At 30.4% G+C, this 25,652-nt stretch carries 26 protein-coding genes; 11 read left to right on the plus strand and 15 right to left on the minus strand.

Going from position 1 to position 25,652, the window contains the following annotated elements; all coding sequences use genetic code 11:
• The first annotated feature begins 121 nt into the window (after positions 1-121).
• Positions 122-463: a hypothetical protein gene (locus CSPB_RS01405; protein WP_089192865.1), complete on the plus strand. Its 342-nt coding sequence runs from the start codon at positions 122-124 to the stop codon at positions 461-463.
• Between the two features lie 50 nt (positions 464-513).
• On the opposite strand, the gene CSPB_RS01410 is transcribed toward CSPB_RS01405, so the two are convergent.
• Genes CSPB_RS01410 through CSPB_RS01420 form a run of 3 tightly spaced genes read right to left on the minus strand, consistent with a single transcriptional unit; the run spans position 514 to position 3,950 of the window.
• Entirely contained in the window at positions 514-1,155 is a 642-nt protein-coding gene (locus tag CSPB_RS01410) for a phosphoribosylanthranilate isomerase (RefSeq protein WP_404813377.1), read from the minus strand.
• The gene (gene trpD, locus CSPB_RS01415; protein ID WP_089192866.1) at positions 1,106-2,707 is read right to left on the minus strand and encodes an anthranilate phosphoribosyltransferase; all 1,602 of its coding nucleotides are present in this window, start codon (positions 2,705-2,707) and stop codon (positions 1,106-1,108) included. Before trpD ends, CSPB_RS01410 begins: the two co-directional genes overlap by 50 nt.
• Complete coding sequence (locus CSPB_RS01420) at positions 2,691-3,950, minus strand: anthranilate synthase component I family protein (RefSeq protein ID WP_089192867.1); 1,260 nt, start codon at positions 3,948-3,950, stop codon at positions 2,691-2,693. The genes trpD and CSPB_RS01420 overlap by 17 nt, the downstream gene beginning before the upstream one ends.
• 118 nt (positions 3,951-4,068) lie before the next feature.
• Here CSPB_RS01420 and CSPB_RS01425 point away from each other — a divergent pair, with 118 nt between their 5' ends.
• Entirely contained in the window at positions 4,069-4,806 is a 738-nt protein-coding gene (locus tag CSPB_RS01425; protein ID WP_089192868.1) for a sulfite exporter TauE/SafE family protein, read from the plus strand.
• Positions 4,807-4,808: 2 nt separating this feature from the next.
• Here the strand turns inward: CSPB_RS01425 and CSPB_RS01430 are convergent, their stop codons facing one another.
• From CSPB_RS01430 to CSPB_RS01440, 3 genes are read right to left on the minus strand one after another with little or no spacing between them, the layout of a single operon-like run.
• Entirely contained in the window at positions 4,809-5,372 is a 564-nt protein-coding gene (locus tag CSPB_RS01430; RefSeq protein ID WP_161492173.1) for a cytidylate kinase-like family protein, read from the minus strand.
• Between the two features lie 17 nt (positions 5,373-5,389).
• On the minus strand, positions 5,390-6,082 hold the full coding sequence (locus tag CSPB_RS01435) for an LrgB family protein (RefSeq protein ID WP_033916875.1): 693 nt from the start codon (positions 6,080-6,082) through the stop codon (positions 5,390-5,392).
• The gene (locus tag CSPB_RS01440; RefSeq protein ID WP_089192870.1) at positions 6,079-6,447 is read right to left on the minus strand and encodes a CidA/LrgA family protein; all 369 of its coding nucleotides are present in this window, start codon (positions 6,445-6,447) and stop codon (positions 6,079-6,081) included. The genes CSPB_RS01435 and CSPB_RS01440 overlap by 4 nt, the downstream gene beginning before the upstream one ends.
• Before the next feature lie 128 nt (positions 6,448-6,575).
• Between CSPB_RS01440 and uvrA the strand changes: the two genes are divergently transcribed.
• From uvrA to motB, 5 genes are all read left to right on the plus strand, one after another.
• Complete coding sequence (gene uvrA, locus CSPB_RS01445) at positions 6,576-9,398, plus strand: excinuclease ABC subunit UvrA (RefSeq protein WP_089192871.1); 2,823 nt, start codon at positions 6,576-6,578, stop codon at positions 9,396-9,398.
• Positions 9,395-9,700, plus strand: coding sequence for a hypothetical protein (locus tag CSPB_RS01450; protein ID WP_089192872.1), 306 nt, complete (start codon positions 9,395-9,397; stop codon positions 9,698-9,700). Before uvrA ends, CSPB_RS01450 begins: the two co-directional genes overlap by 4 nt.
• Positions 9,701-9,709: 9 nt before the next feature.
• Positions 9,710-12,334, plus strand: coding sequence for a DNA polymerase I (gene polA / locus CSPB_RS01455; protein ID WP_089192873.1), 2,625 nt, complete (start codon positions 9,710-9,712; stop codon positions 12,332-12,334).
• Positions 12,335-12,399: 65 nt separating this feature from the next.
• Positions 12,400-13,170 (plus strand): flagellar motor stator protein MotA, encoded by a 771-nt coding sequence (gene motA, locus CSPB_RS01460; RefSeq protein ID WP_033916880.1) that lies wholly within the window; start codon positions 12,400-12,402, stop codon positions 13,168-13,170.
• Between the two features lie 8 nt (positions 13,171-13,178).
• Entirely contained in the window at positions 13,179-13,889 is a 711-nt protein-coding gene (gene motB / locus CSPB_RS01465) for a flagellar motor protein MotB (protein ID WP_089192874.1), read from the plus strand.
• A 5-nt stretch (positions 13,890-13,894) separates the two neighbouring features.
• Here the strand turns inward: motB and flhB are convergent, their stop codons facing one another.
• Positions 13,895-14,962 (minus strand): flagellar biosynthesis protein FlhB, encoded by a 1,068-nt coding sequence (gene flhB, locus CSPB_RS01470; RefSeq protein ID WP_089192875.1) that lies wholly within the window; start codon positions 14,960-14,962, stop codon positions 13,895-13,897.
• Positions 14,963-15,139: 177 nt separating this feature from the next.
• On the opposite strand from flhB, the gene CSPB_RS01475 reads away from it, so the two are divergent.
• From CSPB_RS01475 to rpmA, 3 genes are all read left to right on the plus strand, one after another.
• A complete protein-coding gene (locus CSPB_RS01475) occupies positions 15,140-16,168 on the plus strand; it encodes a cytochrome-c peroxidase (protein ID WP_089192876.1) in 1,029 nt (342 codons plus the stop codon).
• A gap of 168 nt (positions 16,169-16,336) precedes the next feature.
• Entirely contained in the window at positions 16,337-16,645 is a 309-nt protein-coding gene (gene rplU / locus CSPB_RS01480; RefSeq protein WP_089192877.1) for a 50S ribosomal protein L21, read from the plus strand.
• Between the two features lie 9 nt (positions 16,646-16,654).
• On the plus strand, positions 16,655-16,912 hold the full coding sequence (rpmA, locus tag CSPB_RS01485; RefSeq protein ID WP_089181975.1) for a 50S ribosomal protein L27: 258 nt from the start codon (positions 16,655-16,657) through the stop codon (positions 16,910-16,912).
• Between the two features lie 59 nt (positions 16,913-16,971).
• Here rpmA and CSPB_RS01490 read toward each other — a convergent pair whose 3' ends face one another.
• The 8 genes from CSPB_RS01490 to CSPB_RS01525 all read right to left on the minus strand — a co-directional run bounded on the left by CSPB_RS01490 (position 16,972) and on the right by CSPB_RS01525 (position 24,468).
• Positions 16,972-17,910 (minus strand): phospholipase A, encoded by a 939-nt coding sequence (locus CSPB_RS01490; RefSeq protein WP_089192878.1) that lies wholly within the window; start codon positions 17,908-17,910, stop codon positions 16,972-16,974.
• Between the two features lie 271 nt (positions 17,911-18,181).
• Positions 18,182-18,382, minus strand: coding sequence for a CstA-like transporter-associated (seleno)protein (locus CSPB_RS01495; RefSeq protein ID WP_089192879.1), 201 nt, complete (start codon positions 18,380-18,382; stop codon positions 18,182-18,184).
• Positions 18,357-20,447 carry a carbon starvation CstA family protein gene (locus CSPB_RS01500; protein ID WP_089192880.1) on the minus strand — a complete coding sequence of 697 codons (2,091 nt, stop codon included), beginning with the start codon at positions 20,445-20,447 and terminating at the stop codon, positions 18,357-18,359. The genes CSPB_RS01495 and CSPB_RS01500 overlap by 26 nt, the downstream gene beginning before the upstream one ends.
• 181 nt (positions 20,448-20,628) lie before the next feature.
• On the minus strand, positions 20,629-21,165 hold the full coding sequence (locus tag CSPB_RS01505) for a DUF2393 family protein (protein ID WP_151899133.1): 537 nt from the start codon (positions 21,163-21,165) through the stop codon (positions 20,629-20,631).
• Positions 21,165-21,701 carry a DUF2393 family protein gene (locus CSPB_RS01510; protein ID WP_089192882.1) on the minus strand — a complete coding sequence of 179 codons (537 nt, stop codon included), beginning with the start codon at positions 21,699-21,701 and terminating at the stop codon, positions 21,165-21,167. Before CSPB_RS01510 ends, CSPB_RS01505 begins: the two co-directional genes overlap by 1 nt.
• Positions 21,698-22,447: a phosphoribosyl-AMP cyclohydrolase gene (hisI, locus tag CSPB_RS01515; RefSeq protein ID WP_089192883.1), complete on the minus strand. Its 750-nt coding sequence runs from the start codon at positions 22,445-22,447 to the stop codon at positions 21,698-21,700. The genes CSPB_RS01510 and hisI overlap by 4 nt, the downstream gene beginning before the upstream one ends.
• Before the next feature lie 3 nt (positions 22,448-22,450).
• Positions 22,451-23,533, minus strand: a complete 1,083-nt coding sequence (locus CSPB_RS01520) for an SPFH domain-containing protein (RefSeq protein WP_089192884.1) — start codon at positions 23,531-23,533, stop codon at positions 22,451-22,453.
• Positions 23,534-23,541: 8 nt separating this feature from the next.
• Entirely contained in the window at positions 23,542-24,468 is a 927-nt protein-coding gene (locus tag CSPB_RS01525; RefSeq protein WP_089192885.1) for a branched-chain amino acid transaminase, read from the minus strand.
• A 148-nt stretch (positions 24,469-24,616) separates the two neighbouring features.
• Between CSPB_RS01525 and CSPB_RS01530 the strand changes: the two genes are divergently transcribed.
• Complete coding sequence (locus CSPB_RS01530; protein ID WP_033916893.1) at positions 24,617-25,639, plus strand: ribonucleotide-diphosphate reductase subunit beta; 1,023 nt, start codon at positions 24,617-24,619, stop codon at positions 25,637-25,639.
• Positions 25,640-25,652 lie beyond the last annotated feature (13 nt).

The following is a 25,652-nucleotide window of genomic DNA, read 5'->3' on the forward strand; positions in this document are numbered from 1 at the left end:
TAATCAAATTTGTGTTAAATTTGGCTTTTTTTAAATCTATTAATTTATTTTTAGTTTAATATTATTTACAAAAAATATATATAATTCTTTCAACTTAATTTAAAAATCAAGGAGTTTAGTTATGTTAAGAAATGTACTTTTAGCAACCGGTCTTGCTGCTTTACTTGTAGGTTGCTCTACAACAAACAAATCTGAGCCTACCGGTGATCCAGTGGTTGTGGCTGATAATGTCCAAGTAAGTGTTTTTGTTGATAAAAATGGAGGAATATATACAGTAAACACTACAGATAATTATGAAACTGCCAAATTTACAGACGCAACTGGCAAAATTTTAACGCTTAAAAGAGAGCCATCCGCAAATGGAATAAGATTGGTAGATGGCGATACAGAAGTATTTTTTACAGATGTTGATGCATTTATAACAGTTGATGGAAAAGAAATTCCAGTTACTATAAAAAAATAAATTTTAGCCCAAAAAATGGGCTGAAATTTTGTATTTAGATATTTTTAAAATTATTTTACTTCCATTAAACTTCTTAATGTTAGAGAAATTTTTTTAGATGATTTTATACCATTTTCATCTTCAACCATGCTATTTATATCGATAACTTCTGGATTGTATGAGTTAGCAAGAGAGATATTATGGGCACCTATGCCACCTGCTAAGCCAAATTTAGTTTTTAATTTTTTTAAAATACCCCAATCAAAACTAATTCCATTTCCACCAAGATTTTTGCCTTTGCAATCAAAAAGAGGCATATCATAAAAATCATTTTCTAAATTTGGAAGTTCGTTGCTAACGCTAAAAACTTTCCAAATTTCTATATTTTCTAAGTGCAAATTTTTATATAAATTTGGCGAAATTTCGCCATAAATTTGAACTACATCTAAATTTGCTTTTTTAGAAATTTCTAAAATCTCATCTTCGCTAATATCAGCAAAAACACCAACTATTTTTCTTTCGTTTTTATGGACTAAATTTGAAATTTCTATAGCAAGATCTAAGCCAACTTTTCTTTTACTTTTAGCAAATATAACGCCGATATAAAATATATCAAAGCTCAAAACAACTCTGGCTTCATCAACGCTTTTTATACCACAAATTTTAATTTTTTGCATTTTTATAGTTTTGATAAAACTCCCAAACTTTGCCATCTTTTATAGCTTTTAATATAATTTCTTTTGCATCCATTGGAGTTTTAACCTTCTCAGCACAATACATACCAAACATAGCATTTAAAATAACTATATCAAATTTAGCTCCACTTATCGTGCCTTGTAAGGTTGCTTCTAAAATCTTGCCATTTTCTTCGCTTGTTCCACCCTCAACGTCTTTATGAAACGCTCTGTTAAAACCAAATTGTTCTGGCGTTATCTTATACTCTATGATTTTATCATCTTTTACTTCATGGATTAAAGTTTCATCGCAAATTGTAATCTCATCCATTCCATCCATTCCATGAACTACAAGAGCGTGTTTTCTTCCTAAATTCATAAGCGTTTTTGCCATCAGTTCATTAACTTCTTCAAGATAATTTCCTGCTATTTGATAACGAAGTGATAAATTTGGATTTAAAAGAGGTCCTAGCATATTAAAAACGGTTCCGATTTTAAGCCTATCTCTTACTTCTTTAACCTCAGCTGTGATTTTGTGAAAAAGCGGTGCGTGAAAAAATGCTAAACCTTTTTGCTCTAAAAGTTTTCTATTTTCTTCTATGTTTCCACTCATGGGTATGTTAAGAGCACTAAGAGTATCGCTACTTCCGCTTTTACTAGTAATTGCTTTATTTCCATGTTTTGAAACCTTAACTCCAAGTGCCGCAAGTATAAAGGCTGTAGTTGTTGATATATTTATAGTTTTTAGTCTATCGCCACCAGTTCCAACGATATCAAAAAATTCACCATCATCACTATAAGTAAGTGAGTATTTTAATATATTTTTTACTAACGCCGCAAGACTATCTGCATAAAGACTTTTTTCGCTTATAAGCACAAGTAATCCTGCAAGCTGAACTATATCATAATCTTTATCGTTTAACGCTTTACAAATAACCTCATAATCAGAGCTATCAAGTGGATATCCTTTTTGAAGTTTTGTCATATATGGTGCGAAACTTGTCATATTTTCTCCTTTTAAATTTTTGTCATATTTTATAAAATTTTCTATGATTTTTTTGCCATACTCACTAAAATAACTCTCTGGATGAAACTGAACTCCAAAAATAGGCTTTGTTTTGTGTCTAAAAGCCATTATTACATTATCATCTAAACTTTTTGCTAAAATTTCAAAATATTCTGGAATCTTGCTAACATACAAAGAGTGATATCTCATAACGCTAAATTCGTCGCTTAGGCCTTCAAATATCACACCTTTTTGATAAATTTTTATCTTTGAGGTTTTTCCATGAAGCGGTTTTTTAAGCTTAGAAATTTCTCCACCGAAAACAAATCCAATCGCCTGATGTCCAAGACAAACGCCTAAAATAGGTATATTTAAATTTGATTTTAAAATTTCTAAACAAATTCCACTATCTTTTGGATGCTTTGGGCCTGGGCTTAAAATGATATGAGTTGGATTTAGATTTTTTATCTTATCAAGTGTGATTTTATCATTTCTAACACACATCACATCATCGCTACTCATCTGTTTTATATACTGATATATATTATAAACAAAACTATCGTAATTATCAATTATAAGTATCATTTTCTTCCCTGCACAACTCTTTTATAACTTTCAGACATGAGTTTCTTTTGTTGCAAATTTCGGCATATTCATTTTCTTCAACGCTATCATAAACTATGCCAGCACCCGCACCTATATAGGCAATGCCATTTACAAAAATAGCACTTCTTATTAAAATTGCCATTTGAACATTTTCATTAAAATGCCAAAAACCTATACCACCGCCATAAATTTTTCTCTCTTTTAGCTCTAACTCATCAATAATTTGCATAGCCCTTATCTTTGGACTTCCGCTAAGAGTTCCAGCTGGAAAAATGCTTTTAAAAATATCGAAATTATCACTATTTTTGTCTTTTTTTCCCCAAACTTCACTGATTATATGCATTACGCTTTCGTAAAATACAACTTCCATAGGTTTTGCAACTCTGACAGACGCTGGTTTTGAGTACTTTCCAACATCATTTCTAGCTAAATCTATCAGCATTTTATGCTCTGCTAACTCTTTTTCGTCACATAGCAAATCACTCTTTAAAACCATATCTTTTTCGTAGTTTTCGCCTCTTTTTCTTGTTCCTGCAATTGGAGCTACAAAAATATTATCATCTTTTATCTCAAAAACTAGCTCCGGACTACTCCCAACCACATCACCATAAATCGTAGGAAAATGAAACATATACGGGCTTTTATTGTTTGTTTTTAGCTTTTTATAAAATTCCAAGCTGGATAAATCTGTTTTTACTTTTAAAATTTCTCCTAAAACAACCTGAAAAACATCGCCATTTTCTATATAAGTTTTTGCTTTTTTTAACATATCAAAAAAATGTTTTTTTTCACTATCATAATTTGTTAAAATTTTAAATTTATATTCGTTTTTTACAATTTTTTCTTCTACATTTAAAAGCAAATTTTCTAGGTTTAAATTACCATAAAATGTATAAATTTTACTCATTTTATCGTAATGAATGTATGAACTTGCATTTGCATAATAAAAATTTGGAAATTCGTAGTAACTATCTTTTTTATCGCCAATACTCTCTATAGTTTTTACTATATCATAACTCATTACACCAAAAAGTCCGGCAAAAGGAGCAATTTTATTTGATTTACAAGAGTTAAAAATATCTCTCAATTCATCTATATTATTGCCACTGACATAAGAGCAATTAACGCCTATGATAGCTTGCAAATTATCTTCTGCTAAAAAGCTATTTTTATAAATTTTTAAAATTTCTTCATAATATATCAAAGGTTCTAATAAAAGCATATAACTCCAAGTTTATACAAAAAAATGAATTATTTAGTAAAGCAATTTTACCATCTTTTAACAAAAATATCGATAAAATGAAAAGAATAAAAATTTAAAATAAAGTTGTGTTGGCACGATGGAAATCATTCTTTTAATCGTTTCTGGTATATTTGCTGGTTTTTGTGGTGGATTTTTTGGCATAGGTGGCGGAACTATCGTAGTTCCACTTGTTATGAGTATGGGATATGACATAAAAACAGCTGTTGGAATTTCAATACTTCAAATGCTTTTTAGTTCAACTTTTGGCTCTTATGTTAATTACAAAAAAGGTAAACTCAAAGTTGATGAGGGAATTTTTGTAGGACTTGGTGGCTTTGTAGGAGCTGGATTTAGTGGTTTTATAGTCTCTGCAGTTAGTTCAAAAGTCCTTGAAATTGGGTTGCTTTTGGCACTTCTTATAGCTATTTTAAAATTTTTTAAATCAAATTTAAACTCCAATCCAAAAAATCCATCAAACTTTATACTTTTTATAATAGGATTTTGTATAGGAGCATTTGCGATAAGTATGGGCATTGGTGGAGCACTTTTCTTAACGCCTATTTTGGTTGGATTCTTTGGTGTTGATATCAAAAAAGCAGTTTCTATGGGGCTATTTTTTGTTATTTTTAGTGCAGTAAGTGGATTTATCTCTCTTGCCATAAATGGACATGTAAATTATATAGCTGGCACTCTTTTAGGACTTGGTAGTCTTGTGGGGGTATATTTTGGAACTATAACAAGCCACAAAATAGAGAAATCTACTCAAAAAATGTGGCTTTTAGTCCTTTATGTTTCCATGTTTTTATTAACTCTTAAAGAGGTTGTGTTTGGATAAATTTATAAATTTTTTATGGCATTTATTATAAATTTTATAGTTTTTTCTATACCAAATTTAGATGTATCTATGCATAAATCATAATAAATGCTATCTCCCCATTTTTCATTTGTATAGTAGTTGTGAAATGACTCTCTGTTTGTGTCTTCTAGCTCCATATATTCTAATGCATTTTGCTTATTTAAATTTTCTTGTTCCATAATTCTTTTAGTCTTAAACTCAGCACTAGCGTGTAAAAATACGGATAAAAACTCTCTGTTTTGCCTTAAAAAATAATTAGCACATCTACCAACGATGATATAATCTCCATCTTTTGTAAGTTCGTTATAAATTTTTCTTATATTATCTTTTTTTTCTAGTGCAACTTCATTTTTTACAATAGCTTGTAAAAGCGAATTTACCGGTTTTTCCTTATAAAGTCTATTCATTTCTTCAAAATAACCAAAATCTTTGGCTTTTTGAAGTAATTTTTCTTTATTTAAATATGTAAAATTTAACTCATTTGACAGCTTATAAGCTATCTCTCTACCGCCACTTCCTGTTTGTCTTCCTATAGATATTATCACTATTTATCCTTATAATTTTAAAAAAATCTAGCAAATATAGATGCACCTACAACTGTTAAAAGCCCGCTTACTGCTATGGATAAAGACGCCATCGCACCTTCTATGTCGCCATATTCTATAGCTTTGGCAGTTCCCATAGCATGAGATGCGCAACCAAGTGAAATGCCTTTTGCTATTTTATTTTTTATTTTAAAAATTTTAAATAAACTATCTGCTATAACGCTACCAAAAATACCAGTTATGAGTATGACACCAACAGTTATGGTAACTATGCCACCTAATTGATGAGATATGCCTATGCCAATTGGCGTTGTTACGGATTTTGGTAGCATTGTTACATACATTTGGTGATCTAACCCTAAAAGCATACTTAGTGCAAAAATGCTTAATAATCCAAAAAATACACCGCTTACAAGCCCCATTAATATTGCAACATAGTTATGTTTTAATAATTCAAGTTGTTCATAAAGTGGAACCGCAAGACAAATAGTAGCTGGAGTTAGAAAAAAGCTGATATGCTTCGCACTTGCATTAAATTTCTCATAAGGCATATCAAAAAAATACAAGCATAATATACACAAAATTATCGCTATTAAAAGTGGGTTTAATATAGCAAATTTAAACTTTCTTTTTATCAAAAGACCAATTTGATGTGTAAATAAACACAAAAATACACCAAAAAATGCAGAATTTAAAAAAACTTCTCTCATAGATTATCTTCTTTATCTTTTTTAGTAGCATTACAGATAATCTGTGTCATAAAAGCACTTGCAAGCATAACTACAATAGTGCTAATAAATGTTATAGTAATAATTGGAAAAAAATTTTTTAAAATTTCATTTTGTGAATTTATAAGTCCAACTCCAGCTGGTATAAAAATTATTGGCATAATTTCGATAAAAAACACTACGCTTTCTCTTATTTGATGAACTTTTATTACCTTAAAATAAAGTGCAAAAAACATAATAACAAGCCCATAAATACTACTTGGTATGTTTCCTGGTAAATCATAGCTTAGCATTTCGGCTAAAAAAGATATTCCTAAAATAATCATAATTTGTTTCAAATATTTCATCTCTCTCCTTTAAATTTTCGCAAAATTATATATCAATTTATAATATAAGTTTATAAATTTAAACATATGTTATACTTTTTTTCATATAATTAAAGATTGATTTTGATTTATCAAAGTTAGGAAAAACAATGAATGATATTATAAATGTAATTGGTGCTAAACAACATAATCTAAAAAATATAAATTTAAAAATTCCTAAAAATAAACTTGTAGTTTTTACAGGACTTAGTGGAAGTGGTAAAAGCACACTTGCATTTGATACGCTTTATGCTGAGGGTCAAAGAAGATATTTAGAAAGCCTAAGTTCATATGCAAGGCAATTTTTAGACCGCATTGCAAAACCAGATGTAGTTAAAATAGAAGGCTTAACTCCTGCAATAGCAATAGATCAAAAAACAACATCTAAAAATCCTCGCTCAACCGTTGGAACTATAACTGAAATTTATGATTATATGCGTTTATTATATGCAAGAATTGGCATTCAACACTGCCATAAATGTGGCAAACCAATATCAAAAATGAGTGCAAGCGATATCATAAATGAAATTTTAAAACTACCAGATGGAGCAAAAATTTCCATTATTTCCCCGATAGTTCGCGAAAAAAAAGGAACTTTTGCAGATATCATAGAAAATATGAGAAATAAAGGCTATGTTAGAGCAATAATTGATGGTGTTATTGTGCGTTTAGATGAGGAAATAGAGCTTAGCAAAACAAAAAAACACTCTATTTCGATTATCATAGATAGAGTTGGAGTAAGTAAAGAAAACTCAGCTAGGATAGCAGATGATATAGAAAAAGCTTTGCACGAGAGTTTTGGAGAAGTTGAGATTGATATAGCAAATGCAAAAGAACTTGATATAAAAAATCATCACATTCATTTTAGTGAACACATGGCTTGTTTTGATTGTAAAATTTCTTTTAAACCACTTGAACCACTATCTTTTAGTTTTAACTCACCAAAAGGAGCGTGCGAAAGTTGCGATGGTCTTGGGATAAGATTTAGCCTAGATTTAACAAAAATTATAAACGAAAATGCAACTATATCAGGCGGAGCTATAAAGATAATGCATGGTTTTTTTAAAAGCTATTATGCTAAATTTTTGCAAGCATTTTGCGAACAAATGGGTATAAAAACAAATATTCCTTACTGCGAATTAAGCCAAGATGATCAAAAGTTGCTACTTTATGGAAGCGTAAAAGATATCAACTTTTTATGGAAAAGACACAAACTAACGCATAAATTTGAAGGCGTTGTAAAGATGGCATATGATATTTTAAAAGATCATAAAGATTTAGAAAATTTCATGAGTGAGAAAATTTGCCCTGATTGTAACGGACATAGACTAAAACCAGAAAGCTTGAGTGTTAAAGTAGCAGGAAAAGGAATTGGCGATATCTTGGATATGAGTATAGAAAAATGTGTAGATTTTTTTAGTGATGAAAAAAATTTTAGTTATCTAAATGAACAAGAAAAAATGATAGCTTTGCCTATACTAAACGAAATTAATGCAAGGCTTTATTTTCTTAAAAATGTTGGTCTTGGATATCTAAGTTTAGGGCGAGACGCTAGAACAATAAGTGGAGGAGAAGCTCAAAGGATAAGGATAGCTTCTCAAATAGGAAGCGGTTTAAGTGGTGTAATGTATGTTTTAGATGAGCCTAGTATTGGGCTTCACGAAAGAGATACAGCAAAACTAATAGCAACTCTTAGAAGCTTGCAAGAAAAAGGAAACTCAGTTATAGTTGTAGAGCATGATAAAAAAACGATAGAAGAAGCGGACTTTGTAGTAGACATTGGACCAGGAGCTGGAATGCACGGGGGAAATGTTGTTTTTAGCGGAGATGTGGCATCTTTGTTAAAATCAGACACTCAAACCGCAAAATATCTAAATGGCGAGAAAAGTATAGATTATTATAAAAATAGAAAACAAGATGACTTCTTAGAGATAAAAAATGTAAATATAAATAATATTTCAAATTTAAGCACCAAATTTCCGCTTAGAAATTTAGTAGGAATTACTGGCGTTAGCGGAAGTGGAAAAAGCTCTCTTATACTTCAAACTCTTCTTCCTAATGCATTAGAACAACTAAATCATGCTAAGAAGATAAAAAAAATAAAAGGCGTTATCATAGATGGGCTTGAAAAACTAGATAAAGTAATTTATCTTGATCAAAGTCCAATTGGCAGAACCCCTAGAAGTAATCCAGCAACTTATACAGGCGTAATGGATGAGATAAGAAATCTCTTTGCTTCGACAAAAGAAGCCAAACTTCGCGGATATAAGATAGGTAGATTTAGTTTTAATGTAAAAGGCGGAAGATGTGAAAAATGCGGGGGCGATGGTGAAATAAAAATAGAAATGCACTTTTTACCAGATATTACGGTAGCTTGCGATGCTTGTAATGGTTCTAGATATAATGCTCAAACATTAGAAATTTTATATAAAGGTAAAAATATTTCAGATGTGCTCAATATGAGCGTTGATGAAGCATTGGAATTTTTTAAGGCTGTGCCAAAAATACACTCTATATTACACACTTTACAAGATGTTGGACTTGGATATATTACTCTTGGACAAAATGCAACCACGCTAAGTGGCGGAGAAGCTCAAAGGATAAAACTTGCAAAAGAATTAAGTAGAAGCGATACTGGAAATACTCTTTATATATTGGATGAACCAACAACTGGACTTCATTTTGCAGATATTGACAAACTGACAAAAGTTTTACAGCATTTAGTTGATCTTGGAAATTCAGTTTTTGTAATAGAACACAATATGGATATCATAAAAAATTGCGATTATCTCATAGATATGGGACCAGAAGGTGGAAGTGGTGGCGGAAAAGTAATAGCAACCGGCTCTCCAAAAGACTTAGCTAAAAACTACAAAAAGACTCATTCTTATACAGGAGAGTATCTAAGTTACGAGCTAAAGGACAAAAAATGATAGCAATTTATCTTTTTATAAGCACGATGTTAAGAGGTATAATTTGTCTTTTGCCATTTTTTATACTGAGTTTTTTCATAAAAGTACCAAAAAAAGTTAAGCATATTGGTATTTTTATAATCGCTATTTTAATATCAATTTATTTTACTTCTAAAACAAATTTATCAAAAAATGATCTAGTGTTTTATTTTTTATTAGATATGTTTACAACTTATCTTGGTGTAATTACCCTTATGGGGCTTGGGATAAGCTTACATAACTCTAAACTTTGCAGCTTTTGTAAAAAATATAGAAAAATTTAGGAGAGTGCCATGAAAACTTTAACAATAGTTGATACATTTGGATTTTTTTTCAGACTTTATTATGCTATGACTTCACTAAAATCAAAAGATGGTAAGCCAAGCGGCATGGTAAATGGTTTTGCAAATTTCATAATGAATTTAAAAGACGAATTTAGAAGCGATTATATAATTTTTGCACTTGATAGCAAAGGAAAAACATTTAGAAGTGAGATTGATCCAAACTATAAAATGAATAGAATAAGTCCGCCAGAAGACTTAAAAGAGCAGCTTGTAGTTTGCATAGATATGATAGAAAAAATGGGACTTTACAGTCTTAGCAAAGAAGGATATGAAGCAGATGATATCATAGCAAGCGTTGTAAAAAAATTTAAAAATGATATGCAGATAAATATAGTAACGCACGATAAAGATCTTTACCAGCTCATATCAGATAATGTTAGTATATATTCAGCTGCAAAAAAAGAGCTTTACGATAGAAATGGTTGCTTTGAAAAATACGGAGTTTATCCTCAGCAAATGATAGATTTTTTGGCAATTTGTGGCGATAGTGCAGATAATATACCAGGAATTAAAGGCATAGGAGAAAAAGGTGCAAAAAAACTATTAGATGAGTTTAAAAATTTAGAAGAAATTTACTCAAATTTAAGTCTTATAAGAAATGAAAGAACTAGAAATCTTTTGATTGAAGGCAAGGAAAATGCGTTTCTTAGCAAAAAATTAGCCTCTTTATATGATGATTTGGAAATTCCAGATATAAAAAAAGCCGAGTTCCCTAAATATAATCCGCTTTTAAATGTTATAGATATTTTAAAGGATTACTCATTAAATCGCATTATTTCAAATTTACAAACAAAAACAGATAAAGTTATTTCAAGCTTTGAGCCAGTTTTGATACTTGATGAAGAAACATTAAATGAACTGCTTTATGATATAAATGAAGATACTCTCATAAGTTTTGACACAGAAACAACGAGCATTGATAGCAAAAATGCGGACATTGTAGGTTTTTCATTTTGTTTTAATGATACAAAAAGTTACTATGTACCACTAGCTCACAAATACTTAGGAGCGCCAAAACAAGTTAGTTTACAAACTGCTAAATGGGCAGTAGAACAGATTTTCAAAGGTTATGTTATAGGTCAAAATTTGAAATATGATTTTAATATTGTAAAAAATTGTCTTGGTGTAAATTTACCACAAAAATATGCTGATACTATGATACTAGCTTGGCTTGATAACCCTGAACTTAGCGTTGGTATGGATAATCTTGCAAAAAGACTTTATGATTATGATACTATAAAATTTGAAGAAGTTGTTAAAAAGGGTGAAAATTTTGCAAGCATAGATGTCCAAAGTGCTTTAAAATACGCAAGCGAAGATGCTTGGATAACATTAAAATTTTTTAATACACTAAAAAATTCACTTGATGAAAATCTTTTTAACTTGGCTTGTAATTTGGAATTTCCATTCATAAAAGTCCTTTTAGATATGGAAAATAACGGCATAAAGTTAAATTTAGAAAAACTAAAAGAACTCATTAGCTCAAATGAAAAAAATTTAAAAACTCTCACTGATGAAATTTACGAAATGAGTGGCGAAAAATTTAACATAAACTCACCAAAACAACTTGGGGAAGTGCTTTTTGAAAAACTAAAATTACCGACTAGTAAAAAGACAAAAACTGGTTATAGTACAAATGAAAATGTATTAAACTCACTTTTAAAAGAGCACCCTGTAATAGAAAAAATTCTCTCATACAGAGAACTTTATAAACTTCAAAGCACATATTGTGAACCTCTTTTTAGCCTAGCTATGAAAGATAAAGAAAATAAAGTTTTTACAAACTTTATCCAAACAGGCACAGCAACAGGCAGACTTTCAAGTAAAAATCCAAATTTACAAAATATACCAGCAAGGGGAAGTTTAGCAAAACAGATGAGAGAAGTATTTGAAGCTAGTAGTGGATATAAGCTAATTTCACTTGATTACTCGCAAATAGAACTAAGACTTCTTGCACATTTTAGTAAAGATCCTGCGCTTTTAGAAGCTTTTAAAAATGATGAAGATATACACTCAAGAACGGCTATTAGCATATTTGGAAGTAGCGAGGGAGAATATAGAGCTATAGCAAAAAGCATAAATTTTGGACTTATCTATGGAATGGGTTCAAACAAACTAGCAAACCAAATAAATATATCAAAAAGTGAAGCAAAAGAGTATATAGAAAAATATTTTCAAGCATTTTCAACTATAAAAGATTTTTTAGAAAATATTAAAAATGATACTAAAAATAGTGGTTTTACTACAACTTTACTTGGTAGAAAGAGGTATTTTGATTTTTCAAAAGCAACACCTATGCAACTTGCTGCTTACGAAAGAGAGGCAGTAAATACTAAATTTCAAGGAAGTGCGGCTGATATCATAAAACTTGCTATGTTTGAAATTTCAAAATATCTAAATAAGGATATAAAAATGCTACTTCAAATTCACGATGAATTGGTTTTTGAGGTAAAAAATGAACTTATAGATGAATTTGCCATAAAAGCTCAAAATATAATGCAAAATATAATAAAACTAAATGTTCCGCTAAAAACTAGTCTAAACATGGCTAACAATTGGGGAGATTTAAAATAATAAATTTAATACGATTTTTAAGAAATTTGAAGTATAATTGTAAAATAATTATTAATGGAGATTAAATGGATTTATCTACTTTACTAGGTCTAGTTTTGGCAATCACAAGTATATCAGTTGGAGATATACTTGAGGGCGGAAATCCCCTCCATGTTATACACCTATCATCATTTTTGATAGTTATACCAACAACCATGTTTGCTTCTGTTACAGCTACGCATAAAAGATATGTAAAAGCTGCTTTTAAAGAATTAAAATTAGTATTTAAAGGTGCAAATGTCAATTTCGCTCAAACTATATCCATGATGGTTGAGTATTCAACAATAGCTAGAAAAGATGGTATTTTAGCATTAGAATCAAAAACAAATGATATAGAAGATCTTTTTTTAAAAGACGGTATGATGATGATGATAGATGGGCAACCAATAGATGAAATAAAAGAAAATTTAGAACTACAACTAGAATCAGTTGAAGAGTATTATCATGAATGTAGTCATTATTGGATGAGAGCTGGAGAGAGTGCTCCAACTTTTGGTCTAGTTGGTGCTGTTATGGGTCTTATGCTAGCTCTTGGGTTGCTTTCTGATCCTGCTGCAATGGCTGCTGGTATTGCTGGTGCATTTACAGCAACAGTTACTGGAATTATGGGTGCTTATGCATTTTTTATACCATTTGGAACAAAAATGGCATCAAATGCAAAAGATTTAATAAAACAAAAAATAATCATAATAGAAGCAATTGTTGGAATTTCAGAAGGAGCAAATCCTAGAAATTTAGAAGCAAAACTATTTAACTATTTGCCTCAAGGTGAACCTAGAGTTTCGCAATTTAGTTAAGGATAAAAATGGCAAAAAAGAAAAAACCCCAAGAGTGTCCAGCTGGAGAAAGATGGGCTGTTCCGTATGCGGACTTTTTATCACTACTGCTAGCTTTGTTTATTGCTCTTTGGGCTATTTCTGATTCAAGTAAAAGCAAGACAGAAGCATTACAGACTGAATTTATAAAAATTTTTGATCATCCAAAAACAGTTACACTAAAAGGACAAAAACCTGGCGGAACGGAAAATACAAATAAAGATGCACTAGGTAGTAAAAAATCATCTGCAAATGCAGAATCTGAAGTTGGTGAAGAGCTTATGTCGCTATTAGATCAAAAAGAATCGCAAGTTGCCCTTGATTTTCCTGCTTCAATAAAATTTTCTCCAAGAAGCTCTGATATAAATGATCCAGATATAATAAATTTTATAAAAATAGTATCTCTTAGTATTAAAAAATTACCTCCACAAGTAAATGTAGAAGTGCGTGGTTATGCAGATGATTATAGTGATGATTTAGAAAATTTTAAACTAGCTTCACAAAGAGCTTACAATGTAACTCAACTTTTATCACAAAATGGAATAGACTCAAAAATGCTAACTTTTTCAGCACATACATCTACAAAAAATATTCTTAAAAATAGTAATTCTAAATCTGTAAAAATTTATTTTAAAGTAAATAAAAACGATGTTAAAACACAAAAATCAGTTTTAGATAGTATTGAAAATGTGCAAAAATAGTCTAGTTATAGTCTATTTTTAAATTTAGCTTTATTGCTTGTATATACAAAACTAAGAACTTCGGCAACCGCCCTATATAAATTAGCAGGTATTTCATCTTCTATATCACAAACTTTATATAATTCTCTTGCAAGAGGTGGATTTTCTATTATAGGAATTTGATGCTCGGTTGCGATGGCTCTTATTTTAAGAGCTAAATGATCAACGCCTTTTGCTAGCACAATTGGAGCATTTTCCTTTGTTTTGTCATATCTTAGTGCAACTGCATAATGTGTTGGGTTTGTAATAACAACATCGGCAACTGGAATATTTTGCATCATTCTACGCTGTGCCATTTGTCGTTGCAAACTTCTGATTTTACTTTTTATTTGCGGATCTCCTTCCATTTGTTTATATTCATCTTTTATCTCTTGTTTGCTCATTCTAAGACTTTTAAAGTATTGAAATCTCACAAGCAAAATATCTAAAAGAGAAATTACCAAAAAAAGCATTAGCATAACTGCTGCTAATATCATAATTTTTTCTCTCAACCACAACAGTTGAGAAAACATTGTAAAAAGTAGAGTTCGCGGTAACTCTTTTACAAAAGATAGCAAAAAATAAAATGCTATTATAAAAACTAAACTAACTTTTAAGATAATTTTTGCACTCTCAATAAGTTTTTTAACGGAAAAGAGTTTTTTTAAGCCACTTAATGGATTTATTTTATTCAAATTAAACTCAAGAGGTTTTGTTGTAAATATAAATCCAAACTGCATAACATTTCCTATAATTCCAGCTATAGCAACACTGATAGTTATCGGAAGCACCATCATTAGTGTTCTTAGAATTGAGGTTATAACTATTTGATAAACTAGCTCTTTTGTAAATTCTAATCCAATCAAACCTTGATAATAATGATATAAAAAAATAAGTTGTTTGCCAATAAATGGAATCATCACAAAAACCAAAACAAGTGCAACAAGAAGTGTTATAAATCCCGATAAGTCTTGACTTTTTGGGACATTTCCTTCTTTTCTAGCGTCTTCAATCTTTTTGGAGGTGGGTTCTTCTGTTTTTTCGTCATCAGCCATTTGTAAACTCTAGATTATTAAATTTAAGGACTATTATAACAATATATATCTTTAAATAATGTAATTTTAAATTTATAAATATACGCAACTAAAACATTATTACAACTATTTTATATTTATTTAATAAATCTTATTGTAGAATAAAAATTCAATTTAATAATTTTTTAAGGAGTAAAAATGAAATTTTTTTCTATCGTTGCTTCAATGCTAATTGCAAGTTCTACATTTGCCACAGATTTAGTACAAAGTGCAAAAGACTTCGGTTTAGAGCCTCTTCCTCAATCGCAAAAAGAAATTGATGAGGCACTTAAAAATATTGGTATAAAATCAGGTAAATTTACAAAAGAAAAAGCAGAACTTGGTAAAAAATTATATTTTGAACCTAGGCTTTCAAAAAGTGGAATTATAAGCTGCAATACCTGTCATAATCTAGGTCTTGGAGGCACTGATGGAGTAAGTGCAGCAGTTGGGCATGGATGGAAAGAAAACCCTCATCATCTTAACTCTCCGACTGTATATAATTCTATTTTTAATACAACGCAATTTTGGGATGGAAGATCTTCAACTTTAGCAGATCAAGCTAAAGGTCCTATTGAAAATCCAGTTGAAATGGCAACTCCGGCTAATTTAGCTGTCGAAAAAATCGCTTCATTGCCACAATATGTTGATGATTTTAAAAAAATATATGGAAAAGAAGGCGTTACATTTGATAACATTGCAGATTCTATAGCTATGTTTGAAAGAACACTTATAACTCCTTCAAGATATGATCAATTTTTAAGAGGCGACAAAAAAGCATTAAGCAAAGCCGAACAAGACGGATTAAAACTATTCCTAGATAAAGGCTGTGCAACCTGTCATAATGGTATAAATTTAGGTGGAAATATACAAACTTTTGACCTTGCTAAAAAATACAAATTTGCTAATCTTGGTGATTTTAAAGGTGATGCAAACGGAATGGTAAAAACACCTACTCTTAGAAATATTACACTAACTGCACCATATTTTCACAATGGCGCAATTTGGAACATAGAAGAAGCGATAAAAACAATGGGGAGTCTTCAACTTGGAATAGAAATAACAGATGAGGAAACAAAAAGTATAAAAACATTTTTAAAATCACTAACTGGCAAAATGCCACAAGTAACCTACCCTATGTTTCCAGCTAGTACTCAAAAAACACCACAACCAGATTTTAGTTTCTAATATTTAATGTCTTTAAAAACTATCCTGCATTTTTATAGGATAGTTTTACGATATTTTAAGTATTTTTTAACTATAATAAAAATTTACAGCCAAAAAAGCTCCATAAATCTTTTTAAGTATAATAAAAAAGTGCTTTTTGGTCTTACCAAAAATTTAAAGGATAGTTTGATGTATGCTATTATCAAACACAGCGGCAAACAGTATAAGGTTAGCGAGGGTGACTATCTTAACCTTGATAGATTTGAAGCTGAGAAGAAAGATACTATCGAAATTACAGATATTTTAGCTGTAAATGATGGTAATTTAAAGGTAGGTGCACCATTTGTTGAGGGTGCAAAAGTTGTCTTAGAAGTGATTAATTTAGGTAAAGATAAAAAAGTCGTTATCTATAAAAAACGCAGAAGAAAAGACTCAAAACTAAAACGCGGTTTTAGAAGACAATTTACTCGCGTAAAAGTTATAAGTATAAAAGCCTAAGGAGATAAAATGGCACATAAAAAAGGTCAGAGTTCAACTCAAAATAACCGTGATTCTATCGGCCGCCGCTTAGGTGTAAAAAAATTCGGTGGCGAATTTGTTCGTGCTGGAAATATAATTATACGCCAAAGAGGAACAGCAACTCATCCAGGCAGCAATGTCGGTATAGGCAAAGACCATACTATATTTGCTTTGATTGATGGTTTTGTTAAATTTGAAAGAAAAGACAAAACTAGAAAAAAAGTTTCTGTTTATCCAGCTGCTTAAAAATTATAAACCTTGATAAAGCCAAATATCAAGGTTTATATCTGATATTATAATGTAATTTATTTTAAAATAGCTATACCAAGTCCAACTTTATTTACTTGTCTATTGTAATCAATCAGACTTTCTCCATATCCATTAAAGTATTGTAAATATCCATAAACATCATTAAATAATGGAAAATACCACGAAAGCTCTACCGCACCACGATTATCATGGAAATTTAAATTATTCCTAAGCATAGCAGCAAGTTTGTGGCCATATAAATCATAAACAAATTCTATATCGCCATAACCCATATAGCTACTTATATCATCATTATATTTATCGGGATTAAATGAATACCAAGCTCTAGGCGTTATGCTTAAATTACCAAATAAAAGCTTAGTAGATACATACGCTCTATTCCAAGATCTGGATTCTACGCCATCTTCTCCATTTGATTGATGATTTATCCCAAAGCGAACCCAATCTATAAAACCATAATTTGTAAAATTATCCGGTATAGTTATAAACATTTCAGGCTCATAATTGCTTTCTCTAAAAGGGGATGAATCTTTTTCAACTTGCCAAAAAGACTGCTGCGAATAAGCAACACTAATAGTCTCATCTAAACCAAACAAGTCATAAGAAATTGGCTTTTGAAAGCTTATCTGAAATTTAGCTTCACCATCTTTTCTATCATTTTTATCACTAAAATCATATGCGTATACAAAATAATTAGGCTTATATATTTCAATACCTAAAGTATTTTCCAAAGTATCATTAGATAAGCTTTTTCTAGAAGATGTTTTGGTTTGAATTACAGGTTGTTTATAAGTGATATCTTTTTGAAGTTTATTTTCAAATTCTAAACTTTGATTAGCACTTATCTTATAATATTTCATAGCACTTTTGAAATCGCCATTTTGTTCAAATTCTAATGCTTTTTTATAAAGCTCTTCGGCATTTTCACAAAAAAGCATAGAAGCACAAATGCACGATAAAATTACCTTTTTCATTATATATTTACCTTAAAATCAATTAATTTTAGATTATATAATATATCGTTTTAATATTGTATTAACTTGTATACTATCAAAATTCAACTTGAAGATATTAAAAATATTACTAAATTTAATAAAACCATATTGCATATTATAAATTAATTAACTAAGATAATTTATAAAACTATCAAATTTTCTTAGTTATAAATATTACACTTCCATAAACAAAATTCATACTGAAAGCTTAAATTTATGTAAAGCATAAACTATGCTTATTAAAAGCTTATCAGCATTTTACATTTTTGGATCTATCAAGCTGTGCTTCTCTGATAAACTCTCCTCTAGAAAGAGGAGTTTTATCAGGGTGGTGTTTTTTAAAATGTTCTAAGTATTTTTCATAGCTTGGAAGACCTATTAATGGATATAAAGCTTTATCTAAATTTTTATAACCATTTTTTATCTTACTCCATACTAAATTTACTTGCATTTATATACTCGCTTTCTCTAAGTGGATATTCTGTGTTATTACCATCTTTTATTTTTTTACAAATTCTAAATGTTTGTATTATCACAACAACGGTTACAAACATAAATAAACCACAAAGCACGGCATCAACAATGTTATTTCTAATAATTGCTTCAGTTTTTGCAATTACCAATGGATCATTTAAAGTTGGTAGCTTAGCTGCTGCATTTTGAGCTGCTGCTACATGGCTAACTGCATCGTGAATTTTATCTCCATTTGCTGGTAGAAGTTTTTGAATGGCTGCATACATCGTAGTTATCAAAACCCAAATAGCAGGTATTATTGTTGTCCAAGCATATTGGGATTTACCCATTTTATAGATAATAACAGTTGCCAAAAGTAGAGCCATGCCAGCAAGCATTTGATTTGAAGCACCAAAAAGTGGCCATAATGTATAAATTCCGCCCATTGGATCTGTAACTCCTGCATAAAGTAGGTATCCCCATCCAGTTACACATATTAAAGTAGCGATTATTCCATAAAACATATTTGAAGTATTAGCCATTGGTTTGTAGATATTTCCTAAGATATCTTGTACCATAAATCTACCTGTTCTTGTCCCTGCATCAACAGCTGTTAATATAAATAGAGCTTCAAATAGTATCGCAAAGTGATACCAAAATCCCATCATAGCTTCTCCGCCCATAATTTCGTGCAAAAGCATTGTTAATCCTATAGCAAATGTTGGAGCACCACCAGTTCTGCTTAAAATTGTGCTCTCCCCTATATTTTTTGCAAGAGTATCAATTTCTTCTGGAGTAATATGAAAGCCAATTTGCGCTAAGCTTGCAAGAGTTGTGTTTATATATTCGGCTGCACTTGTTGATGTAGCTCCCAAAAGAGAAGCAGGAGTATTGATAGCAAAGTAAATTTCAGGAGTTAATATACAAGCTGCAATTAATGCCATAATTCCAACCATGCTTTCCATTAGCATTGAGCCATATCCGATAAATAGAGTTTGACCCTCTTTTTCAACCATTTTTGGAGTTGTTCCACTTGAAATCAATGCGTGAAATCCTGAAATTGCTCCGCAAGCAATAGTTACAAATAAAAATGGAAAAAGTTTTCCAGCAAAAACTGGTCCTGTTCCGTTTGTAAATTCTGTAATTGCAGGCATTTTAAGATCGGGTGCTACGATTAAAATAGCAACAGCCATACCAGCAATAACACCTATTTTAAGAAAAGTTGAAAGATAATCCCTTGGAGCAAGTAAAAACCAAACAGGAAGAACAGAAGCTATAAAACCATAAGCTATTATTATCCATGCTAGGCTAGTTTTTGAAAAACTAAAATAAGCTGCTAGTACTGGATCTGCTGCTACATGATTGCCATAAATTAGTGCTAAGATTAAAAGTACAAAACCAATTATTGAAGCTTCTATAACTCTACCTGGTCTAATAAATCTCATATAAAGCCCCATAAAAATTGCTATTGGAATTGTCATGGCGATAGTAAAAAATCCCCATGGAGAGTTTGCTAAAGCATTTACCACAACCATCGCAAGAATTGCTACGATGATTAGCATTATAAAGAAAATTCCTATCATTGCAATAGCCCCAGTTACTGTGCCCATTTCCTCTTTTATCATTTCACCTAAGCTTTTTCCGTTTCTTCTAACTGAGATGAAAAGCACGACAAAATCATGCACCGCACCGGCTATGACAACGCCAACTAGTAACCATATCATTGATGGTAAATAGCCCATTTGAGCGGCAACAACAGGACCAACTAATGGGCCAGCACCTGCAATAGCAGCAAAATGATGACCAAATAAAACATATTTATTTGTTGGAACAAAATCACGCCCATCGTTGCGAATCACAGCGGGAGTTGCACGATTATCATCAAGCCCCAAAACCTTATAAGCTACAAAACGACCATAAAAGCGGTATCCTATCATATAAATACATACACTTGCTACAATCATCCATATAGCACTAATGCTTTCTCCTTTATGAAGTGCAAGTACACCAAAACACCATGCAGCCAAAATAGAAAGTAAACCCCATAAAATTTTGCTTTTCATTAATTTGTCCTTAGCTTAAGATTTTTATATTTTCTCACTATAAGACTTAATATAAAATAAATTTTTTGTAAATTTAGATTAATAGTTAATAACAATATTAAATAATGTAACAATATATAACTAAATTTATACTATATAAAAAAAATAATATAATAAATTAGAATTTATAAATAATATAAATTTATTTACAATCAACTTTATAAACAAATTTAGGATCTGTAAAATTAGGGGGAAATGAAAGTACAGCACTAAAACTACGAATTTCAAAAGGTTTGATATTCTCTACATACACATTTGATTTCACTGGTTTTAAATCCTCTGTTTCATTTTTATACAAAAAGCTAAAAAAATCATTTTTCTTAGTTAAATGTCGGCTAAAATCTTGTAATTTTCCAGGACTAGAGTTCATTTGAATGTAAATATCGCATCTAGATAGATTATATTTACTAGTATTTCTGATATTACCTTTGAAAACTATGGTTTCGTTAATATAAACTCTTTGTGTGCTAACATCTGAAATAACCGCCGTTTTAAGTTTATCATCTAGTGAAATCATGATAGTATAAGAACCCATAGAGATTATCAACAAGGTAAGTCCTATAAGGACATAAAAATTTTTTATTTTGTCTTTATTTAGATACATTAATAATAAAATAAGAATAAATATCAAAATCGCACAAATCAGCACTGCAATATGCCATATAGTAAAGTAACCCATTAAAAACACTCCGAATCTGCCATTATTTTATAACTTGGTTTATATCCAAAATTTTTTATCAAAAAATTAATTTTTCTGGTTTCATTTAAATCAAGCGGCGATGATATTTTTTGAGATGTGGTATAAATCGGATTAAATTTATAGATAAAATTTTGTATAAAGTTTTTTCCATCTTTTATAAATTTAAGTTTTATAGAACAATATTTAAATTTATGTTTTGATAAATTTGTTAAATTTACATCCACAAGTAATATATCAGAATATTTCATTTCTTTAGTTAAAACAACGCTCGTATCTCTTTTGCGAACAATGTTATCAACATAATCATTAACATAAAAAATAGAAAAAATAGCAATCAAAAAAGAAATCATTAGCAAAAAAACAGATACTAAGGGTGTTTTAGTAAAAATAGTAATAGAAAATAAAATCAACAAAAAAAGTAGTATTACTATCCAAACAATTGATGCAAAATCTATCCAATACCAGTGATCAAGATAAAAAACAAAGAATTCTTTTATCTGATTTAGAAATTTCATTTATTGCTTCTACTATTTTTTTCTTCTATACCGCTAATTGCGGATCTTTTTTGTAACTCTGCATAAATTTGTTCTGGATGAATGTTGTAATTTGCCAAAGCAACATAAATATGAAATATCAAATCAGCACATTCATAAATAACATCATATTTTGGATCTTCGCTATGCTCTCCAAATTTTTCAAGATTAAATTTAAAGTATTTTTGAGCCTTGCTGAGATCTTTGCACGCAAATGCTAGCTCACTTGCTTCTTCACAAATTTTCTTTAAAAAATAATTTTCACCTTTGTTAAAAAGCTTTGCCACATAAGATATTTTTGGATCGCCATTTAGTTTTCTATCTAAGATAGTATGATAAAGTTCATCTGAAAAGTTATAAGAGCGGGTTTTGATATCTGCTTTTTGTTCTTTTATATCACTTGTTTCTAACTCAATTTTTTTATAAAAACAACTTTTTGATCCCGTATGACAAGCACATCCGCCTACTTGATCAACTATGATTAAAAGCGTATCGTTATCACAATCTAAATATATATCTTTTATTATTTGGATATTTCCGCTTTCCTCACCCTTTTTCCAAATTCTATTTTTAGAGCGTGAAAAGTAGTGGGCAAATTTAGTTTCTAAACTTAATCTTAAAGCTTCTTCGTTCATATAAGCAAGCATTAAAACTTCTTTATCTAAGCCCTGAACTATAACTGGCAAAAGACCGCCAATCTTTATCCAATCTACTTTTATTTCACTCATTTGTTATTTACTTTCAATAGCACTTTGTTTTGGTTTATCCTTTGTGTCTACCCATATATTTGGCACAGCTCCGCCTGGTGTTAAGAAAATCTTAGCATCACTATTTTCTTTTAAAGCTTCATTAAATTTAGCTTGAGTTTCTATCTGTTTTAACTCAAGCAAAGATCTATCTAGGCTTTTTGCTATCTCTTTATTTGCATACGCAGTTGAGTCCGCTTCTATTTTAACAGCATCAGCTCTACCTTGTGCTTCTATCTTAACAGCCTCAGCGTTACCTTTTGCAAGAGCTGCTTTTTTAAGAGCTTCTTGATTTGCTCTTTCAACTTCATATTTTGTTCTCTCGGCCTCTTGCTTAGCTATTTGAACACGCTCTATTTGCTCTTTAACTTTTGGTGGCAAAATAATTTCTCTAAGCTGAACAGCCAAAAGTTCTACTGGTTTATTTGGAAGATTGTCTATATAATCTCTTATAAATTTATCTATATCTTTTGCAATTACTTGTCTATTTGACGGAAGTTCTTCTGCTGTGTATTTTGCAACCACGCCCCTTACTATTTCTTTTACGACAGGATCTATGATTTTATTTTCCCAACTAAGTCCCCAAGCCGCTATGGTCTGAGGTGCGTTTGTAGCATTTAGTCTATATTGAACCGTAACATCAACACTAACTGGTAAATTTCTTGAATCTAAAACAGAAACAGAGGCTTTTCTAATAATTCCAGAGCCCCTTACATTTATCTCGCCAGAATCCTCATTTGATGTATAGTTTATAATACGAACCTTTGTATCAACAGGTATAATCTCTTGTATAAATGGTATAAAAAAATGAAGTCCTGGTTGAAGCGGATTTGGTTCAAATTTACCAGCAGTTGAAAGAATTCCAACTTGACCTGATTGTATTATAGCAAATGGTCTTGCTATAGCAAAAATAGCTATTATAACTATAAGAGCATAAAGTAGTCCCGAAAATTTACCAAAATTAGGTTTTTTAAAGTTAAAATCTGGTTTTTTAAATCCATTTCCACCATTATTATTAGAGTTTTCATTTCTTTTTTTGTTAAAATAATCGTTTAAATCAGCTGGCATATTTCTCCTTATTTTATATATGTTAAATAGTGTTCAAATTTAGCGTTATTTCCCATAACTATATCGAAATAAGCTTTTTGTAGTTTAGATGTTATCTCACCCATACAACCTTTTCCAATAATCCTTGAATCAATCTCGCTAATAGCCGTTACCTCAGCAGCAGTTCCTGTAAAAAACGCTTCATCTGCTATATAAGCTTCATCTCTTGTTATAGGTCTTCTTATAACCTCATATCCTAAATCCTTAGCAATTTCTATAACAGTTGCTTGAGTGATACTTTCCAAGCTAGTATTGTTTAACGGAGTAATGATTTTACCATCTCTAACTATGAAAAAGCACTCTCCGCTACCTTCTGCTATATAACCTTGAGGATCAAGTAATAACGCTTCATCACACCCTGCTTGTTTAGCCTCGAAATTTGCCATTTGTGAGTTAAAGTAATTTGCACTCGATTTTGCTCTATTCATCATAGAAAATGGCGCAGATCTCATCCATGAACTAATTTTAACTCTTATACCTTTTTTAAGGGCTTCTTCGCCCATATATGCCCCCCATTCCCAAGCAGCAATAGCAAGATCATTATGTGCGCCTTCATTTGAAACGCCCATTGTTCCATAACCAAAAAATGCAATCGGTCTTATATAAACAGTGTTTTTAAAATCATTGCTTTTTAACAAATCAACATGAGCTTTTAATACCTCATCATAAGAGTAGGGTATCTTGATAAGGCAAGCTTTTGCAGAATCAAATAGTCTTTTTGTATGTTCTTGTAATCTAAAAATAGCAAGACCTTTTTTTGTTTGATAAGCTCTAACCCCCTCAAAAACAGCATTTCCATAATGCAAAGAGTGAGATAATACATGGACTGTGGCATCTTTCCAAGGAATTAACTTACCATTCATCCATATATTTTTTGCTTCATTTATACTAGCCATTAAAATATCCTTTCTAAGTAATCAAAATCTAGTATTAATTTTATCTTAAATTTTCTTAATATAAAGTATAAAAGCTTATTTTATATTAATAATTTAAACTATTTTTCGTTATAATAAAAATTTATAAAAATTTATAAAGGAATTTTTTATGAAAAGAAAGAAAATTTATAACCCTAGCTCAAACGAAAGTTTAACCGATAGAAAAATTTTTAGTGGAAATCCTCATGGCATTTTAAATTTTACAAAAGCAAAATATCAATGGGCATTAAAATTATGGGATTTGATGGAAGCAAACACATGGTTTCCAAGAGAAGTTGATACAACAGACGATGTTAGGGACTATAACTTTAACTTAACTCCAGCTGAAAAAAGAATGTATGATTTAGTTTGGAGTCAACTTATATCAATGGATAGTTTTCAAACAAATAATTTGGCTGATAATATAAATCCATACATAACGGCCCCTGAAATAAATGCTATTTTAGCAAGACAAGCTTATGAAGAAGCAAATCATTCTAAAAGTTATGCAGTTATGGTTGAAGCGATTTGTGATAATACTGATATGATATATGAGATGGAAAAATATGATGAAGTTTTAAGAGAAAAAAATGACTATATCTCAAGTGTTTATGAAGAGCTTGCTGGTGATGTTAGTGATGAAAAACTACTTCTTGCAATGGTTGCAAATCAAATTCTAGAAGGAATTTACTTTTACAGCGGTTTTACATCTATTTATGCACTTGCAAGAGCTGGAAAAATGCTAGGTTCTGCTCAGATGATAAGGTTTATTCAAAGAGATGAAATAACTCATTTATTGATTTTTCAAAATATGATAAATTCAGTTAGAAAAGAAAGACCAGATCTTTTTAGCGAAAAAATCATTGAAAAAATTTATGATATGTTTGAAAAAGCTGGCGAACTTGAAATAAAATGGGGCAAATATATTACACAAAACCAAATTATGGGATTTACAGATGATATCATCACAACTTACATTCATTATCTTATAGATCAAAGATTAACATCCATAGGATTAAAAGCAAAATATGGTGCATCTCACCCTATAAAATGGGTTGATGATTTTTCTAAATTTAATGATCAAAGAAGCAACTTTTTTGAAAGCAAAGTTACAAACTATAGCAAAGGAAGCCTTAGTTTTGATGACTTTTAGTAAAGATTTGTTT

This window comes from Campylobacter sputorum (genome assembly GCF_002220775.1).
GTDB classification, from domain to species: Bacteria; Campylobacterota; Campylobacteria; order Campylobacterales; family Campylobacteraceae; genus Campylobacter_F; species Campylobacter_F bovis.

Excerpts from the sequence above, each read along its gene's own strand:
- CSPB_RS01405 (WP_089192865.1), top strand. The coding sequence starts at position 122 with ATGTTAAGAAATGTACTTTTAGCAACCGGTCTTGCTGCTTTACTTGTA.
- CSPB_RS01410 (WP_404813377.1), bottom strand. The coding sequence starts at position 1,155 with ATGGCAAAGTTTGGGAGTTTTATCAAAACTATAAAAATGCAAAAAATT.
- trpD (WP_089192866.1), bottom strand. The coding sequence starts at position 2,707 with ATGATACTTATAATTGATAATTACGATAGTTTTGTTTATAATATATAT.
- CSPB_RS01420 (WP_089192867.1), bottom strand. The coding sequence starts at position 3,950 with ATGCTTTTATTAGAACCTTTGATATATTATGAAGAAATTTTAAAAATT.
- CSPB_RS01425 (WP_089192868.1), top strand. The coding sequence starts at position 4,069 with ATGGAAATCATTCTTTTAATCGTTTCTGGTATATTTGCTGGTTTTTGT.
- CSPB_RS01435 (WP_033916875.1), bottom strand. The coding sequence starts at position 6,082 with ATGAGAGAAGTTTTTTTAAATTCTGCATTTTTTGGTGTATTTTTGTGT.
- CSPB_RS01440 (WP_089192870.1), bottom strand. The coding sequence starts at position 6,447 with ATGAAATATTTGAAACAAATTATGATTATTTTAGGAATATCTTTTTTA.
- uvrA (WP_089192871.1), top strand. The coding sequence starts at position 6,576 with ATGAATGATATTATAAATGTAATTGGTGCTAAACAACATAATCTAAAA.
- CSPB_RS01450 (WP_089192872.1), top strand. The coding sequence starts at position 9,395 with ATGATAGCAATTTATCTTTTTATAAGCACGATGTTAAGAGGTATAATT.
- polA (WP_089192873.1), top strand. The coding sequence starts at position 9,710 with ATGAAAACTTTAACAATAGTTGATACATTTGGATTTTTTTTCAGACTT.
- motA (WP_033916880.1), top strand. The coding sequence starts at position 12,400 with ATGGATTTATCTACTTTACTAGGTCTAGTTTTGGCAATCACAAGTATA.
- motB (WP_089192874.1), top strand. The coding sequence starts at position 13,179 with ATGGCAAAAAAGAAAAAACCCCAAGAGTGTCCAGCTGGAGAAAGATGG.
- flhB (WP_089192875.1), bottom strand. The coding sequence starts at position 14,962 with ATGGCTGATGACGAAAAAACAGAAGAACCCACCTCCAAAAAGATTGAA.
- CSPB_RS01475 (WP_089192876.1), top strand. The coding sequence starts at position 15,140 with ATGAAATTTTTTTCTATCGTTGCTTCAATGCTAATTGCAAGTTCTACA.
- rplU (WP_089192877.1), top strand. The coding sequence starts at position 16,337 with ATGTATGCTATTATCAAACACAGCGGCAAACAGTATAAGGTTAGCGAG.
- rpmA (WP_089181975.1), top strand. The coding sequence starts at position 16,655 with ATGGCACATAAAAAAGGTCAGAGTTCAACTCAAAATAACCGTGATTCT.
- CSPB_RS01490 (WP_089192878.1), bottom strand. The coding sequence starts at position 17,910 with ATGAAAAAGGTAATTTTATCGTGCATTTGTGCTTCTATGCTTTTTTGT.
- CSPB_RS01495 (WP_089192879.1), bottom strand. The coding sequence starts at position 18,382 with ATGCAAGTAAATTTAGTATGGAGTAAGATAAAAAATGGTTATAAAAAT.
- CSPB_RS01500 (WP_089192880.1), bottom strand. The coding sequence starts at position 20,447 with ATGAAAAGCAAAATTTTATGGGGTTTACTTTCTATTTTGGCTGCATGG.
- CSPB_RS01505 (WP_151899133.1), bottom strand. The coding sequence starts at position 21,165 with ATGGGTTACTTTACTATATGGCATATTGCAGTGCTGATTTGTGCGATT.
- CSPB_RS01510 (WP_089192882.1), bottom strand. The coding sequence starts at position 21,701 with ATGAAATTTCTAAATCAGATAAAAGAATTCTTTGTTTTTTATCTTGAT.
- hisI (WP_089192883.1), bottom strand. The coding sequence starts at position 22,447 with ATGAGTGAAATAAAAGTAGATTGGATAAAGATTGGCGGTCTTTTGCCA.
- CSPB_RS01520 (WP_089192884.1), bottom strand. The coding sequence starts at position 23,533 with ATGCCAGCTGATTTAAACGATTATTTTAACAAAAAAAGAAATGAAAAC.
- CSPB_RS01525 (WP_089192885.1), bottom strand. The coding sequence starts at position 24,468 with ATGGCTAGTATAAATGAAGCAAAAAATATATGGATGAATGGTAAGTTA.
- CSPB_RS01530 (WP_033916893.1), top strand. The coding sequence starts at position 24,617 with ATGAAAAGAAAGAAAATTTATAACCCTAGCTCAAACGAAAGTTTAACC.